At 38.0% G+C, this 16534-nt stretch carries 6 protein-coding genes; 5 read left to right on the forward strand and 1 reads right to left on the reverse strand.

Annotated features, from left to right (window positions below; all coding sequences use genetic code 11):
• Positions 1-40 precede the first annotated feature (40 nt).
• From obgE to ACE1CA_RS06925, 5 genes are all read left to right on the forward strand, one after another.
• On the forward strand, positions 41-1051 hold the full coding sequence (gene obgE / locus ACE1CA_RS06905; protein ID WP_413275699.1) for a GTPase ObgE: 1011 nt from the start codon (positions 41-43) through the stop codon (positions 1049-1051).
• Between the two features lie 304 nt (positions 1052-1355).
• Entirely contained in the window at positions 1356-4313 is a 2958-nt protein-coding gene (locus tag ACE1CA_RS06910) for a PAS domain-containing hybrid sensor histidine kinase/response regulator (protein WP_486517700.1), read from the forward strand.
• Positions 4314-4564: 251 nt separating this feature from the next.
• Positions 4565-7975 (forward strand): type 2 lanthipeptide synthetase LanM family protein, encoded by a 3411-nt coding sequence (locus tag ACE1CA_RS06915; RefSeq protein WP_413275697.1) that lies wholly within the window; start codon positions 4565-4567, stop codon positions 7973-7975.
• A 315-nt stretch (positions 7976-8290) separates the two neighbouring features.
• On the forward strand, positions 8291-11047 hold the full coding sequence (locus ACE1CA_RS06920; RefSeq protein WP_413275696.1) for a two-partner secretion domain-containing protein: 2757 nt from the start codon (positions 8291-8293) through the stop codon (positions 11045-11047).
• 21 nt (positions 11048-11068) lie between these two features.
• Positions 11069-13678 carry a CHAT domain-containing protein gene (locus ACE1CA_RS06925; protein WP_413275695.1) on the forward strand — a complete coding sequence of 870 codons (2610 nt, stop codon included), beginning with the start codon at positions 11069-11071 and terminating at the stop codon, positions 13676-13678.
• 201 nt (positions 13679-13879) lie between these two features.
• On the opposite strand, the gene ACE1CA_RS06930 is transcribed toward ACE1CA_RS06925, so the two are convergent.
• Positions 13880-16477: an EAL domain-containing protein gene (locus ACE1CA_RS06930; protein WP_413275694.1), complete on the reverse strand. Its 2598-nt coding sequence runs from the start codon at positions 16475-16477 to the stop codon at positions 13880-13882.
• Positions 16478-16534 lie beyond the last annotated feature (57 nt).

Here is a 16534-nt window from a genome sequence, read left to right on the forward strand (position 1 = left end):
ACTAAAATATAAGTAAGTTTTAAGTTAAAAAAGGAGAATTATGCAGTTTATCGATCGAGTAGAAATTGAAGTTGAGGCTGGTAAAGGTGGCGATGGAATTGTCGCATTTCGCCGAGAAAAGTATGTTCCCGCTGGAGGGCCTTCTGGTGGAAACGGGGGGAAAGGGGGTTCTTGTATTCTTGTAGCTACCTCAGATTTGCAGACTTTGCTGGATTTTAAATATAATCATCGGTTTAAGGCTGAGGATGGTTCGCGTGGGGGGCCAAATAATCGCACAGGGGCGAATGGTAGCGATCGCATTATTCAAGTTCCCTGCGGTACAGTTGTTTATGATGCCGAAACTGACGAAATTTTGGGGGATATTATTGAACCTGGGCAAACTCTTTGTATTGCTGAAGGCGGCAAAGGTGGGTTGGGAAATCAGCATTTTCTCAGTAATCGTAACCGTGCTCCCGAATATGCTTTACCCGGTTTACCTGGAGAACAGCGACTCCTACGTTTGGAATTAAAACTGTTAGCTGAAGTGGGAATTATTGGGTTGCCAAATGCGGGAAAATCTACCTTGATTTCTACTATTTCTGCTGCTAAACCCAAAATTGCTGATTATCCTTTTACTACTTTAGTACCGAATTTAGGAGTAGTGCAAAAACCGGATGGTGATGGGGCTGTTTTTGCTGATATTCCCGGACTGATTGAAGGTGCTCATTTAGGTGTGGGTTTAGGGCATGATTTTTTACGCCACATTGAACGCACTCGTTTATTGCTGCATTTAATTGATGCAACAGCAGCAGATCCGATCGCCAATTATCAAACAATTCAAGAAGAATTATTAGCTTACGATCGGGGTTTACCCGAACGTCCGCAAATTTTGGCTTTGAGTAAAATTGATGCGATCGATCCTGCACAAACAGATTTAGAACAACTGCGCCAGCAATTACAAGAATTAAGTGGAAATCAAGTTTTTCTTATTTCCTCTGCTACCCGTTCTGGACTAGACAATTTGTTACAACAAATTTGGCAAATGCTAGAACAAACTGAAGTCTTAGTTTGAGTGATTTTTATTTGTGGAGTAAGGGATTTCTAGGGTTAGAGGAGTAGAATATTTCATATTAAATTAAATATTATACGATGATTATTTGCTTGATCGACAGTTTTTTAGGTAATTAGAACTGCAATTAAGTTGAAATTACCGCTGATAATTTTGTTTTTTATAAAAAACTACCCTCAGACATAAAGTAGAAGTAAAATTTGGAAACTCTACCTTTTGGTAGAGCAGGACTTCTAAAATTTGATAGAAAATTAAAATGGTCGAAATCTGCTGATTTAGGCAGGCAATTGTCATCTGGGTTAGAAAAATGGAACAAGAGGAAATGCTCAATGAACCCCTTCTCGATCGCATTGCTGCACTAGAACAGCGAGTTCAACAATTAGAAGACTTGGAAAGAGAGTGTCAGAAAGAAAAGAAAGCATTACAACAAGAATTGGCGGAAATTAAAGAGAATAACGATCGCTGCAAGCAATTAAAGCAAGTTGAACAAAATCTTCGCCAAACTGAAGAACGGTTACACTTAGTCCTTAACTCTGCCCAGATGATTGTCTGGGACATGAACTTAAAGCAAAATCAAGTCGTATGTTGTGAAAATGCCACCAAAATATGGGGCATTCAAACAGGTAGAATAGAAGAGTTTTTGGCTCTTGTGCATCCAGACGATCGACAAAACTTGATCCAAGCTTACCAACGGGCTTTAGCTGGGGAAACGGCCTACGATCGACAATATCGGGTAATTAGTCCTGATGGAAAGATCCGCTGGCTCGATAGTCAGGGAACTCTATACTTAGATGCAGAGGGAAAGCCAGAACGCTTAATTGGGATTTCTATAGATATTACGGAACGCAAACAAGCAGCAGAAATACTTCGTGCAAGTCAGGAACGTTTAGTATTAGCAAATGAAGAATTACGTACTAGTGCAGAACGCTTACGCTTGGCGTTAACAGCTGCCAAAATGGGCGATTGGGGTTGGGATGCAATAACGGATATGGTAACATTTTCGCCAAGATCGGCAGAAATATTTGGCATTCCATCGGGTGCTTACATGACTTGGACAGAAATGCAAAATTTATTGCATTCAGAAGATCGCGATCGGACAAAATTAGCAGTAGAAAAAGCTATTGCTGAAAACAGCGATTATGATATCGAATATCGAGTAATTCAGCCTAATGGAGAAGTGCGTTGGGTTGCTGTCAAGGGAAGGGCACAGTACAGTGCTTATGGGCAAGTTTTGGGAATGTTGGGCGTACTTCAAAATATCACTTCCCGCAAACAAGTAGAAGCAGAAAGAGAGCAATTATTATTAAGAGAACAAGCGGCTAGGGTAGAAGCGGAAAGAGTTAAAGAAGAGATTTCTAAGATTTTGGAGAGTATTACCGATGGTTTTGTTGCTGTCGATCGCCAATGGCATTTTACATACATTAATCATGAAGGTACTCGTACTTTAGGAAAGCCTGCACAGGAGTTGTTAGGAAAAAATCTTTGGGAGGAGTTACCGGAATTAACAGAAACAAGTTTTGGTCGGTTGTTTCAACAAACAATGATTGAAGGAGTAGCGTTAGAATTAGAGGATTATTATTCACCTTTTAATGCTTGGTTTTCGGTGCAGGTTTATCCTTCCGATGCGGGAATTGTCATATATTTTCGCAACATTAGCGATCGCAAAAAAACGGAAGCCGAAATTGCCAAATTAAACCGCAATTTACAAAACAGAATTAGCGAATTGCAAACTTTATTTGAAGTAATTCCGATCGGCATTTTAATTAGCGACGATCCAGAATTTAAACAGATACGTGCTAACCCTGCCTTTGCTAAAATTCTGGGAATTCCTATTAATGGTAATGCTTCCTGTACGCCAACAGATAGTCCTCCTCCTAATTACAAAATTTTTAGTAACGGTAAAGAACTCACTCCAGAAGAAACACCTTTGCGTTATGCGGGTATTCACAATGTCAATTTACAAGGAGTGGAAGTTGATATTTTGCGCCCAGATGAAGTACTGTTTAATTTATATGGCTATGCTTCTCCTTTGTTGGACGAGCAAGGTAAACCTAGAGGTGCGGTAGGAGCATTTTTAGACATTACCGATCGCAAACGCGCCGAAGCCGAACGCGAACAATTATTAGCACGAGAAAAACTTGCCCGCGAACAAGCAGAAGCAGCTAACCGCGTCAAAGATGAATTTTTAGCCATTCTTTCTCATGAATTACGAACTCCATTAAATCCGATTCTCGGTTGGACAAAACTGTTACAAAGTGGCAAATTAGACTCACAAAAAACTGCTTTTGCTCTGGCAACAATTGAACGAAATACTAAGTTACAAACTCAATTAATCGAAGATTTATTAGATATTTCGCGAATTTTACAAGGCAAATTAACGCTGCACGTATATCCAGTAGATTTAGCCATGATTATTGAAGCGGCGAAGGAAACAGTACTTTTAGCTGCTGAAGCCAAATTAATGGAAATTCGCACAGATTTAAAATCAGCAATTTGTGTGATGGGTGATGCCAACAGATTACAACAAGTAGTCTGGAATTTACTTAGTAATGCCGTAAAATTCACCCCAAAAGGTGGACTAATTGATGTTAAGTTAGAATCAATTGGTAGTTATGCTCAAATTACGGTTAAAGATACAGGTAAGGGAATTACTCCTGAATTTCTTCCTTATGTATTTGAGTATTTCCGACAAGCAGATAGTTCGATCGCACGCAAATTTGGGGGGTTAGGTTTAGGTTTAGCGATCGCTCGGCAAATCGTAGAACTGCATGGTGGTACAATTAAAGTAGAAAGCCCCGGAGAAGATTTAGGTGCAACTTTTACCGTGCAATTACCCTTAAGAATAGATAGTACACTAAACTACCAAAAACATAGCAAATTGAGTCATGATTTGCATTTGCAAAATCAGCAAATTTTAATTGTAGATGATGAAGCAGATACCAGAGAATTAATTGCTTTTTTCTTACAAGAGTATGGCGCAAACATAATTACCGCAGCCTCGGCAAAAGAAGCATTAAATTTACTACAGCAATTACCTTTCGATTTATTAATTAGTGATATTGGAATGCCAGAAATGGATGGTTACAGTTTAATGCGTCAGGTGCGATCGCTAAACTTAACTAAACAACTTCCCGCCATTGCTTTAACAGCTTACGCCAGCGAAGCAGATCAAAAACAAGCAATTACTTCCGGCTTTCAATTACATATTGCTAAACCTTTAGAATTAGAGCAATTAATTCAAGCAATAGAAAGCTTACTAAGTTGATTGGGGGAACAGAAAACTGGGATTGCTTAGTAATCAAACATTGCAAACATTACACAAATTAATTAACTTTGCTTATCACTTTATGTACAAGAGAAATTATTGTTATTATAGTTTTGATTTTTATTAATAACAATTGCCGTACTTAGTCCCCTGTCCCCAAAACCAAAGAGCCAACTTGAAAAATTTGCTAACTATCGAAGCAAGATTTATTGCTAACTTGGGAATAATAAAACTGAAATACCCCAATACTTATGAAGCTTACAAAATCCGATTTAGCAAAAATTGTAGCCCAAGCAAGCTCTCTATCAGAGCGCCTCTCAGTGGAATCATTTGCTGTTGATGATACAGACACCGGAGAGTCACAACCAAATCCTCGCCTCGATCGCTGGTGTCAAGTGGTAGCGCAAGGAAACTGGGAAAAGTTTGCCAAACGCTTGCTTTGGGATGATTTGAATTTAGAACAAGCAAAGCGAATTGTGCGATCGCTTCCCCCCGAAGATCCTGAAAATTTGCCAATTTGGGCAGAAACTTTAAATGAAATTATCCAAACTGCTTGGTTATTAATTAACGATCCAGAAAAAAAGGCAGAAATTTTTGCTTGCGAACTCAAAGATGAGAATTATCTGAGTGCTGGTGATGAATATTATTACTCAACAACGAATCAAATAGGCAAATTACCTTTAGATCCCGGAATAAAATTACCCTTTAAAGAAGTGTTACTTCCGGCGATCGCTGTAGCAAGGCAGAAATTATTAAAATCTCTAAATGGTTCGATATTTTTACCATTAGAATTACTTACTCATACAGCTTATTTCACTTTAGAACGCAATTTACTCAATCAACTTTTAAATCTAAGTGGTAAAACTTTAGAATATGAATTTGCTCGTTCTCGTCCTTTAGGGCAGAACTTGCTAAATTTATTACGGCAATCTACTGGCGATCGCGTCCAAATAAAAATACAATACGACGCTTTCGTACACAAACTTTTGCAAGATGGATTAGTAACTTTTTTCCAGAATTATCCTGTGCTAGGTCGATTAATAGCCACAGCAATTGATTTTTGGGTAGAAGCAACAGCCAAATTTTTACAACGCTTGCAAACTAACTTAAATGAAATTCAGCAAGTATTCCACCCAGAAAAAGATTCATTTACCGAACTAGGAAAAGTTGTTAAAATTAAACCTGCTCTTTCCGATCCTCATAATTCTGGTAATTCAGTAATTGCTCTTACCTTTGAATGTGGCTTGCAGCTAGTTTATAAACCCAAATGTTTAGGAGCAGAAGTAGCTTACACTAAATTTTTAGAATGGTGCAATCAGCAAGGAATTGATTTAAAATTTAAAGTCTTAAAAGTCTGCGATTACCAAACACATGGTTGGGTAGAATATGTAGAACATTTGCCCTGTGAAAATGAAGCCGCAGCCAAGCGTTTTTATCAACGTGCGGGAATGCTATTATGCCTGCTTTATACACTGCGAGTAGTTGACTGTCACCGAGAAAACTTAATTGCTCACGGAGAACATTTGGTGTTAATTGATATGGAAACTATTATGCACCAAGAAGTCAGTCCTTTAGCTGAATTACAAGAAGAAACAGAAGCCGAAAGTACCGTAAATTTCTACTTTGCCGACTCAGTTTTACGCACAGGTTTATTACCCCGTTGGGAATTTGGAAAAAACAAACGTTTGGCTTATGACACCAGCGCTTTAGGTAGTATTGAAGCTCAAATAACCGCAGCACCAGAAGAACATGGAGAAACGAAAGATTTACAATTTTCTATTCCTCAGAATATACCAATCTTAAATAATTTTCCTCTTTCTCCAAATGATTATTTATCAGAGATCGTCACTGGATTTGAGCAAATGTATCATTTCCTCATGGAAAAACGAGACATTTTGCTAACATCTAACACACCTTTATTGTTGATGCAAAATCAGAGAGTGCGGTTTATCTTTCGCGCCACTAGAATTTATTGGACGATTTTGCAGAAAACTTTTGCCCCACAATTTTTGCGTGATGGGATCGATCGCAGCATCGAAATAGACATCCTCGCCCGTGCTTTTTTAGTCACTGCTAAAAAGCCTAATTATTGGTCAATATTCCACGCCGAACTTAAAGCAATGGAGCAAATGGATATTCCCTACTTCGCCGCTTATCCAGATAGTCAAACCCTAACAATTGGAATAGATAAACCGATCGAACAATACTTTAAACAATCCAGTTATCAAGAAGTAATCTCACAAATACAAACATTAAATGAAACAAATCTAGCCCAACAAATAGAAATAATAAAAGGCTCATTTTATGCCAGAGTAATACGAAATCACTTAAGTAACAACCCCATAACTGCCAATCTATCCACCCTAGTTCCCACAGACTTATCCGAACTACAACCCTTAAGTAAAAAACAATTACTCCAAGAAGCAAATCGCATTGCTACAGAAATTGAACAACGAGCAATTTGGGGAAAAGACGGCAGCGTTAAATGGATTAGTTTTGTCTACATTCCTAACGCCGAAATATTTCAACTAATGCCTTTGCCAGAAGACCTTTATAACGGTAACGGAGGGATTGCATTATTTTTATCAGCCTTGGATTATGTCAGAGGCACACAACAATTTCATCAACTAAGTTTAGCCGCCTTTCAATCAATTAACAAATTCTTGCAAACAGCTGATTTTGAATCTACTCGCAGATTCGTGCGCTTAGGAATTGGCGGAGGTACAGGTTTAGGTTCAATTATCTACGCCTTAGTAAAAACTAGTCACTTTCTGCAAGAACCTACACTCTTAGAAAATGCTTTAGCTATTGCTCGATTAATTACTCCCGAACTCATTAGTAATGACAAACAATTTGATATTATCGGCGGTGCAGCAGGGGCAATTCTAGGATTATTGGCATTATACGTCCAAACCAAAGAACCAAGTATTCTAGCAATAGCTATTAACTGCGGTCAACATTTACTGACTCATCAAACAGAACCAATCAAACAATTTTATTATCCAAATTTGCCAATTAAAAATCCCAAATCAGGCAAAGCTTGGCATATTTTAGGACAGAAATATTACACGGGTTTTTCTCACGGCGCAGCTGGCATTGCATACGCTCTATTACGGCTTTATGCAGTCACCCAAAACGAAGCTTTTTTAACAGCAGCTAACGATGCTATTACTTACGAGCATAGTGTGTTTTCTCCCGCTGTCGCCAACTGGCCCGATTTTCGAGCATTTGCTCAACAAAATGGTCAACCTGCTTTTATGGTGAGTTGGTGTCATGGCGCAACCGGAATTGGATTAGCTCGGTTGGGTGGCTCTACCATATTCAAGACAACTCAAATCGAACAAGATATAGAAATTGCGCTGCAAACAACTAAAAAATATAGTTTGCAGGATGTGGATTGTGTTTGTTGTGGGAATTTTGGTCGCATCGAACTATTGCAGGTAGCCGCTGAAAAATTATCTCGTCCCGACTTAAAAGAGATTGCCGAACAGAGAACTACTTGGGCGGTACATTGGGCGGAGAAATCTGGAGGATATAAGTTACCTAATCTGCCCAACTCTGTATTTAGCCCTAGCTTTTTTCAGGGAACATCGGGAATTGGCTATGAATTACTTAGGTTGGCATACCCCGAAGCTTTACCTTCTGTTTTACTGTGGGATTAGTCATTAATTAAAAATTAGGTAAAGTTTGGTAGCTGAGAGGGTTTATCAAATTTTAATTCCCTTATTTCTACAGTTATAATAGACCCGACTAGATTAGTTTTTTAATATAGATAACTTTAAAAAACTGTTAAATTTTTATACTTTTTCCCCAAGATGGTTGATAAAATGCAAACTTGTGCTTGGAAAAGATTTGGTTGGCGCTTGAGTCAGTTAGTAGAATTTTGGGGGAGCAGTTAATTAACAGTGGTTTACTAAGAATTTGTTGATTATTTGTTTGGGAAGTTTACTTATTTTTGCTTCAAGGTGGTTAGTAAAATGCAAACTTGTGCTATGAAAAAATTTGGCTGGCGGTTGAGTCAGTTAGGTTACTTAACTTTTAGTGGAATTGCTTTATCAAGTCAACTTAGTTTAGCTCAGGTCGTTCCTGATGCTACTTTGGGGAATGAAAGCTCTGTAGTTACTCCTAGTGTGATTAGAGATATTCCTAGCGATCGCATTAACGGGGGAGCAATTCGTGGTAATAATTTGTTTCATAGTTTCCGAGAATTTAATGTTGGTGCTGGGCGGGGGGTTTATTTTGCTAACCCCGATGGGGTGGCGAGGATTTTAACTAGAGTTACAGGAAATAATGCTTCGCAAATTTTAGGAACTTTGGGAGTTTTGGGTAATGCAGATTTATTTTTAATTAATCCTAATGGAATTATTTTTGGTCTAGGTGCAAAATTAGATCTTAACGGTTCATTTATTGGTAGTACGGCGAGTAAAATTAGATTTGCTGATGGTTTAGAATTTAGTGCTACTAACCCTGAAGCACCACCATTATTGAGTGTTAATATTCCTGTGGGCTTACAATATGGTACGAATCCTGGTCGAATTGTGAATCAAAGTAATAATGGAACTTCTCGTGCTTCTTTGCAAGTTAGTGAGGGAAGAACTTTCGCACTTGTAGGTGGTGATGTACTTTTAGAAGGGGGTACAATGGCAGCACCACAAGGAAGAGTTGAGTTAGGTAGTGTTGCTAATAATGGATTTGTTGGTCTGATTCCGATTACACAAGGTTGGGCATTAGATTACAATCAAGTACAAAACTTTGGCGATATTAATTTAACTCAAAGTGCCTTTGTTAATACCAGTGGGGAAAGGGGAGGCGATATTCAAGTACAAGCGAGAAACCTAATTCTTACCGGAGGGGCATTAATTTTTTATTCTCAAGATGGAGCAGAAACTGGGGGAGAAATAAATATTACTACTACTGAATCAGTAGAATTTATCGGTGAACTTAATAGGTTTTTTTCCGATCCTTTGTTTCCTGTTTATACTGGAATTACTAATTCTACTATAGGAACTGCAACGGGAGCTAGTGGTAATGTAACAGTTAAAACTCGCAGATTATCTATTAGAGATGGGGCATATTTAGGTAATTTGTCTAATGGTAATGGTAATGCGGGAAACTTAACAGTTATAGCTTCAGAATTAGTAGAAATCATTGGTGTGCCACTAGAAGATCCTGATCTTAGTGGTGGCATATTTTCTCAAGCTTTAGCGCTGGACAATAGTGGTGATATACCGATCGGGAATGGTGGAAATATTACCATTGAAACCCAAAGATTACTAATTCGAGATGGGGGAACAGTAAATACTGCCACTTTTACCGCAGGTCGAGCGGGAGATGTGACTATTAAGGCTACGGAATCTGTAGAATTGATTGGCACAAACCCCGATACTACCACCCTTGGAGGCATTCTCACAGGGGTTGAGATCGATCCAGTGTTTGCGATTCGGGCTACAGGCAATGGTGGCAATTTAACGATTCAAACTAGACGACTATTACTTCAAGGTGGGGGACAAATAGTTACTGCTACTAGAGCAGATGGAAATGCAGGTGATTTGGTAATTGATGCTTCTGAGTCGATCGAAATAATTGGAACACGCCCAAATCCTGATGCAATAAAAGGTAGTAGTGGTTTGTTTGTTTCTACAGATCCAGGTGGTACTGGGAATGCTGGAAATTTAACACTTAATACGAGAAGATTGCTAATACAGGATGGAGGGAAAGTTTCTGCTGATAATTTTGGCCCCGGAACCGGGGGAAATTTAACGATTAATACCAGAGAATTGAGCATTGAAACTGGAGGAACAATCAGAGCAAATTCTTTTGGAGAAGGCTTTGGAGGAACGTTAAGTGTGAATGCGGAAAATGTGAGAATTAGTGGCAGTAGAATTTTGGGGGAGCAGTTAATTAACAGTGGTTTATTTGTCAGCGGTACGGGTTCGGGTGCGGCTGGTAATTTGGAAGTGAATGCAACCAGAATTGAACTTGATAATACTGGGAGATTGGCGGCTGATAATCAAGCTGGGATTGGTAATATCAGGGTGCAAGCCAGAGATTTATTAGTGTTACGTGGGAATAGTCTAATTAGTACTAATTCCACTGGTGAAGAAGCAGGGGGAAATATTACTTTGACAACAAATAACTTAGTAGGTATAGGAAATAGCGATATTACTGCTAATGCTGCTAATAGCCAGGGGGGTCGAGTAAATATTAATGCAACTGGTATTTTTGGTCTGCAATATCGACTAGAACAAACGCCCAATAATGATATTACGGCAACGGGGGGAAATCCGGCATTAAGAGGAGTAGTGGAAATTAATACACCTGATTTGGATGTGAGTTCTGGGTTAGTTTCTTTACCTACAAATGTGATTGATGTAGCTGGATTAGTTGCTCAAAATGCTTGTGCGCCACAACAAGCAGAGAGGAGTTCTTTTGTAGTGACAGGAAGGGGTGGTTTACCGCCTAATCCGGTTAATTCTGCAACTAATGATGCGGTGATGGTGGAATGGGCAAGAGTGGCAGATGTGAATCAAAATGTTGGTTTACAAAGACGGATAAATAGTAGGAGTAATTCTCATGCTAGAGTGGCAAAAACTGATGAGCAAATTGTAGAAGCTCAAGGTTGGATAGTTGGGGCTGATGGCAGAGTTGTTTTAATTGCTGGAGGAGGAACAGCTTCGCCTCACAGTTTGAGTTTAAGTGATCCGGGCTGTGGTGTTTTACCAATTAAAAAGTAATTTTTGGTAGGGAAGTAGTTAATGAAAATTAAAAATTTATTCATTATATGTTTGGGAATTTTATCTTTTTGTGGGGTGATTTTGTGGGGAAAAAATGCCATGTCACTTGCTGCGTTTCCAGATAGTCAAGTAATTTCAAAACAATTAGTTGCTGATAATTCAATGAATTGGGAAGCAGAAGCAGAAAAACTTTATGCAGATGGTAAGTTTGGGGAAGCGATCGCTCTTTTACAACAACTTAACAATAATTATGCTGCACAAGGCAATCAGCTAGGACAAGCAAGAGTGGCGAGAAATTTGGCTTTAGCTTATCATAAAACAGGAGAAATTTCTAAGGCTAAAGAAGAAATTAGCAAAAGTTTTAATTTACTGAAAAAACAACCTAATAGCAAAGAAAGCCAACAATTATTAGCGCAATCTTTAGAAGTTCAAGGGCTGTTACAATTAGCAGTTGGTCAACCGGAAAAAGCTTTGGAAACTTGGCAGAGAGCTACAAATAATTATCAAGAAATTGGTGATTTTGCTGGAGTATCTCGCAATCAAATTAATCAATCTCAAGCTTTACAAAGATTAGGTTTGTATCGTCAGGCAATTAAAGCTTTGGATGAGTTAAATGTAACTTGGCAACAGCAACCGGATAGTTTAATCAAGGTGAAGGGTTTGCAAAGTTTGGGGGATGCTTTGCGGGTGGTGGGGGAGTTAGATCGATCGCAAAAAGTTCTCACCCAAGGTTTAGCTATTGCCCAAAGGTTGAAAGTGGATGATGCGATCGCTGCAATGTTTTTAAGTTTGGGCGAAACAGCAAGATTAGGGCAAGAATTACCTACAGCTTTGGATTACTATGAAAAAGCAGTGCAAGCTACTAATTCTCCCGATATTAAAACTCAAGCAATGTTGAATAATTTCAAGGTTTTAGTTAATCAAAAACAAGCAGAAAAAGCCCTAGCATTGGTGCCGCAAATTCAAGCTAATATAAGCCAATTACCTTTGAGTAGACAAGCAATTTATGCGCGAATTAATTTAGCTAGAAGGTTAATGCAATTGAGGAAAGAGGGAAATAATCAATTAACACTTCCTAGTAATGCGGAAGTTGGCAAAATGTTAGGAACTGCTGTGCAACAAGCTGAGACTTTAGAGGATAAACGAACATTATCTTATGCTGTAGGAAATTTTGGGAGGTTGTATGAAGAAAACAAACAATGGGATTTTGCTCAACAATTAACCAAAAAAGCTTTACTGTTATCTCAAAGTGTTAATGCTACTGATATTAACTTTCGTTGGCAATGGCAATTAGGGAGAATTTATAAACAGCAAGAAGATCGTCAAGGGGCGATCGCAGCTTATGATCAAGCTGTTAATTCTTTAGCATCTATTCGCAGCGATTTAGTGGCAATTTCCGCAGAAGCTCAGTTCGATTTTCGAGATACTGTAGAACCAGTTTATCGCGAGTTAGTAGATTTACTATTACCAGTAGGAAAAGATGTAGAACAAGCAGATTTGCAAAGAGCAAGGAGTTTAATTGATTCTCTACAATTAGCTGAATTGGATAATTTTTTCCGAGATGCTTGTTTAAATACCCAAGCTGTTAAAATTGACCAAATCGATCCGAAAGCAGCGGTTTTTTCCACAATTATTTTAAGTAATACAAGTACTTCCACTATTAACGAACGGATAGAAGTAATTGCTGCATTGCCAGGAAAACCTTTGCGGCGGTACACAACTGTTTTACCTAACCAAGAAATAGAAGCAACAATCAAAAAAGCCATTGATGCTTTGACTATTCCTCGACTACGACTTTCCCAAAAAAGCTATTTAGCTGCTGCTGAGAAAATCTACAATTGGTTAATTCGTCCGATCGAAACTGATTTAGCAAATAGTGGCAGACAAACTTTAGTATTTGTGTTAGATGGTTCTTTAAGAAATATTCCCTTAGCAGGAATTTATGATGGACAAAAGTATTTAGTACAAAAATACAGTGTGGCGATCGCGCCTGGATTACAATTAGTAGATGCCAGACCTTTACAGCGTAATAATATTAAAGTGCTAACGGTGGGATTAAGCGAATCGCGTCAAGGATTTGCACCACTTCCTAATGTAGCTATTGAATTGAGTAATATTGCTAAAGAAGTTAGTACTCAAGAGCTAATAAATCAATCTTTTACAGCATCTAATTTTAAGACAAAAATCCAAAGTGATAAATTTCCGATCGTTCATTTAGCAACTCATGGTCAATTTAGTTCTAAGGCGGCTAATACTTTTATTTTGACTTGGGATACAAAGATTAATGCCAAGGAATTAGACACTCTTTTACGTAGTAATCAGAGCGTTAATCGCCCCTTAGAATTATTAGTTTTTAGTGCTTGTCAAACTGCTGCTGGAGATAATCGCGCCACTTTAGGATTAACGGGAATAGCTGTGCGAGCGGGAGCGCGAAGTACTGTAGCAACTTTGTGGAATGTTGATGATGAAGCTACTGCTTTATTTATGACAAATTTTTACAAAGAGCTAAATAATAACCAAATTACAAAAGCCGAAGCTTTACGTCGCACTCAACAGTTATTTTTGCAAAATGACCAATTTTCTCATCCCTATTTTTGGTCAGCTTTTGTTTTAGTAGGAAATTGGTTATAACTTTAAATAAGTAAGATTAAATTACTCATGAATAGGCAAGAGAAAAGAAAAATTTTTCGGAAAGAATCGCTGAATTATTTATCTTATTGCGCTGTCTTAACCACATTTAGCGCTAAAGCGCAACAACGTACCTAGAAAATTCTTTAACCTAAACCGCTAACGAATTGCATGAGTCAGCCTCCCATAAGTATGTATATCTAATTACCATTGAGGTTGTTCGGCTAATAATGCCGTTGCTGCTTCACTATTTAGCGGTTTAGCAAAATAGTAACCCTGTCCATATTCACATCCTAACTCTCGCAATATTTGCATTTGTGAAGCTTTTTCTACTCCCTCAGCAGTTACATCCATACCTAATTTATGACTGAGCATAATTACAGTTTGGACGATCGCTAAATTTTCACTACTATCTTCCATTCGACTCACAAAAGAACGATCGACTTTTAAAGTGTCTACAGGGAAGCGATGCAAATAACTCAAAGATGAATATCCCGTGCCAAAATCATCAATACTAAAACGCAACTTTAACGCTTTTAAACGTAAAATACTAGCAATGGTCTTTTCTACATCTTGCATTGCCATACTTTCAGTAATTTCTAGTTTTAAATTTTCTCCATTCAGCTTTGTTTCTTTGAGAATTTTTTCCACTCTTTCAGTTAAATCCGGTTGGGAAAACTGTTGGCTGGAAAGATTCACGCTTAATGATAAAGGTGATTCCAAACAAAATTGCTTCTGCCAACTTTTTAACTGAAGACAGGCTTCTTTTAATATCCATTCCCCTAAAGGAATAATTAAACCAGTTTCTTCAGCTAAGGGAATAAACTCAGCAGGGGAAATGAATTTACCCGGAGGTTGCCAACGAATTAATGCTTCAAACCCTGCTATTTTTCCCGTTTTAAAAGATATGATTGGTTGATAATAAACTAAAAATTCTTGACTTGTACCATCACTTAAAGCCGCGATCGCTCGGCGTAATTCATTTTCTAATTGCAAGCGAGAAACTATTTGGGTACGCATACCTATAGAAAAGACTTCATAGCGTGCTCTACCTAGTGCTTTTGCCCGATACATTGCTGTATGAGCATCTCGTAACAGTTCCTCTGGTTGGCGATTAACTAATAATTCTATCTCATCAGGTCGATCGCAACCTATCTGATTAAAAGCAATTCCAAAGCTAGCCGAAATAAATATTTGTTCCCCTTTAAGATTAAAGGGGAAAGACAATTTCTCTTGCATTGCATCGGCTACTGATGTTACTTGATTAACATTACTGATATTTGTTAATAAGACAGCAAACTCATCTCCGCCAATCCGAGCTATTATATCTTGATCACTTAAGCAAGATTTTAATCTTTTAGTGACAGCGATTAACAGCCGATCGCCTACTTGGTGGTTAAAATTATCATTTACCATCTTAAAGCGATCGAGATCTAAAAATATTACTGCTATTAAATAATTTTCCTTATGTTGGACGGAGTTATTTTTCTTATCTATTTGTTTAAGAAGCAAAGCTCGATTTGGTAAACCTGTTAAAGCATCATAAAAAGTATCATTAAATAACTTATAAGCTGCTACACTACTTCCCGTGACTAATAATCCCAACACTGGCACTACTAGCGGTACCCATCCTCCTTGCACAAAGCTAACAACGAAAACCCCTAATAAAATTAATACCGCTATAAATAGAGCAATTCCTAACAGTAATGGTCGGCGAAAGCGCCAAACTATTATTCCTCCTATTAGCGACCAAACCCATACCCAAAACCATTCTAACCATTGAGGCCAAAACCAAAATAAAGGTTGATTATCTTCCATTATGCTAATAATTTGGCTGACCATTTGAGCATGAATTAACACTCCTGGCATACTGGCTGTATCCCGATCCGTTGCCGTATAAGGAGTAAAAAATAAATCTTTTTGACTGGGTGCTGTCGTTCCAATTATTACTATTTTATTTCTTATTAAATTCGGATCTATTTCTCCATTTAAAACTTGAGTCAATGTTACCTGTGCTGCTATATTCTGACTCCTACTCCGATATTTTAATAATATTTGATAGCCTCCTGTATCAATATTTTGGTATCCCCCGGAATCAGGGTTTAAATTGGGCAAAATTTTCTCACCCAATTTCAGGTGATGAGGTTGTACTTTTAATGCTAAGTTCTGTTCTTGCAAATATTTTAAACTGATTAGTAATCCAAAAGAGTAGTAGGCTTCGCCTTTTAGAGCAGCAAATATGAAATTTCGCCGAATTACTCCGTCGGGATCGAGTACAAAATCATTAAAACTAATTTGTTCCTTTGCTACACTAAGAGGCGGCTTTACACTTTCACTTCCATTTCCTCCTAATTTAGTAATTACAACTACATTCTGCTTTTGTAATTCCTTAACTAGTTCAACATGACCGGGTGGATATGCCCTTTCCCGGTATAAATCTAAACCAATAACTTTTGGTTGATACAATTGCAGCGTTGCTAATAGTTTAGCTAATGTTCGATCGGACAGAGGCCATTGCTTTTGTGCTTCGATATCCGCTTCGTTAATTCCTACAACTAAAATTCTCGGATCTGGCTTCATCTCCGGGTTTAATTGGGTGGCGCGATCGTATTCCATTAACTCCAATGGCTGCAATACTTCCATCTGTCTAATTCCTAACAACAAACCCGTCACTAATAAGCTAATAATCAAAACAGGTTGTTGACAAAATAGAAGCGATTTGTAGCCAAATTTTTTTATTCCAGCATGAAGTTCTTTGTTGGAAAACAGTTGAGGTAGTTTCTGAAAAAGTTGCTCAGGCACAGAATTAAATAAAATTTCTACCAGACATAAATTTTTTAGAGTTTTTGTAGGTTTTAA

The organism is Floridaenema evergladense BLCC-F167, assembly GCF_041929205.2.
In the GTDB taxonomy this organism is placed as follows: domain Bacteria; phylum Cyanobacteriota; class Cyanobacteriia; order Cyanobacteriales; family Aerosakkonemataceae; genus Floridanema; species Floridanema evergladense.

Bases quoted from the DNA above. Each gene is read 5' to 3' on its own strand.
- obgE (WP_413275699.1), top strand. From the start codon at position 41: ATGCAGTTTATCGATCGAGTAGAAATTGAAGTTGAGGCTGGTAAAGGT.
- ACE1CA_RS06910 (WP_486517700.1), top strand. From the start codon at position 1,356: ATGGAACAAGAGGAAATGCTCAATGAACCCCTTCTCGATCGCATTGCT.
- ACE1CA_RS06915 (WP_413275697.1), top strand. From the start codon at position 4,565: ATGAAGCTTACAAAATCCGATTTAGCAAAAATTGTAGCCCAAGCAAGC.
- ACE1CA_RS06920 (WP_413275696.1), top strand. From the start codon at position 8,291: ATGCAAACTTGTGCTATGAAAAAATTTGGCTGGCGGTTGAGTCAGTTA.
- ACE1CA_RS06925 (WP_413275695.1), top strand. From the start codon at position 11,069: ATGAAAATTAAAAATTTATTCATTATATGTTTGGGAATTTTATCTTTT.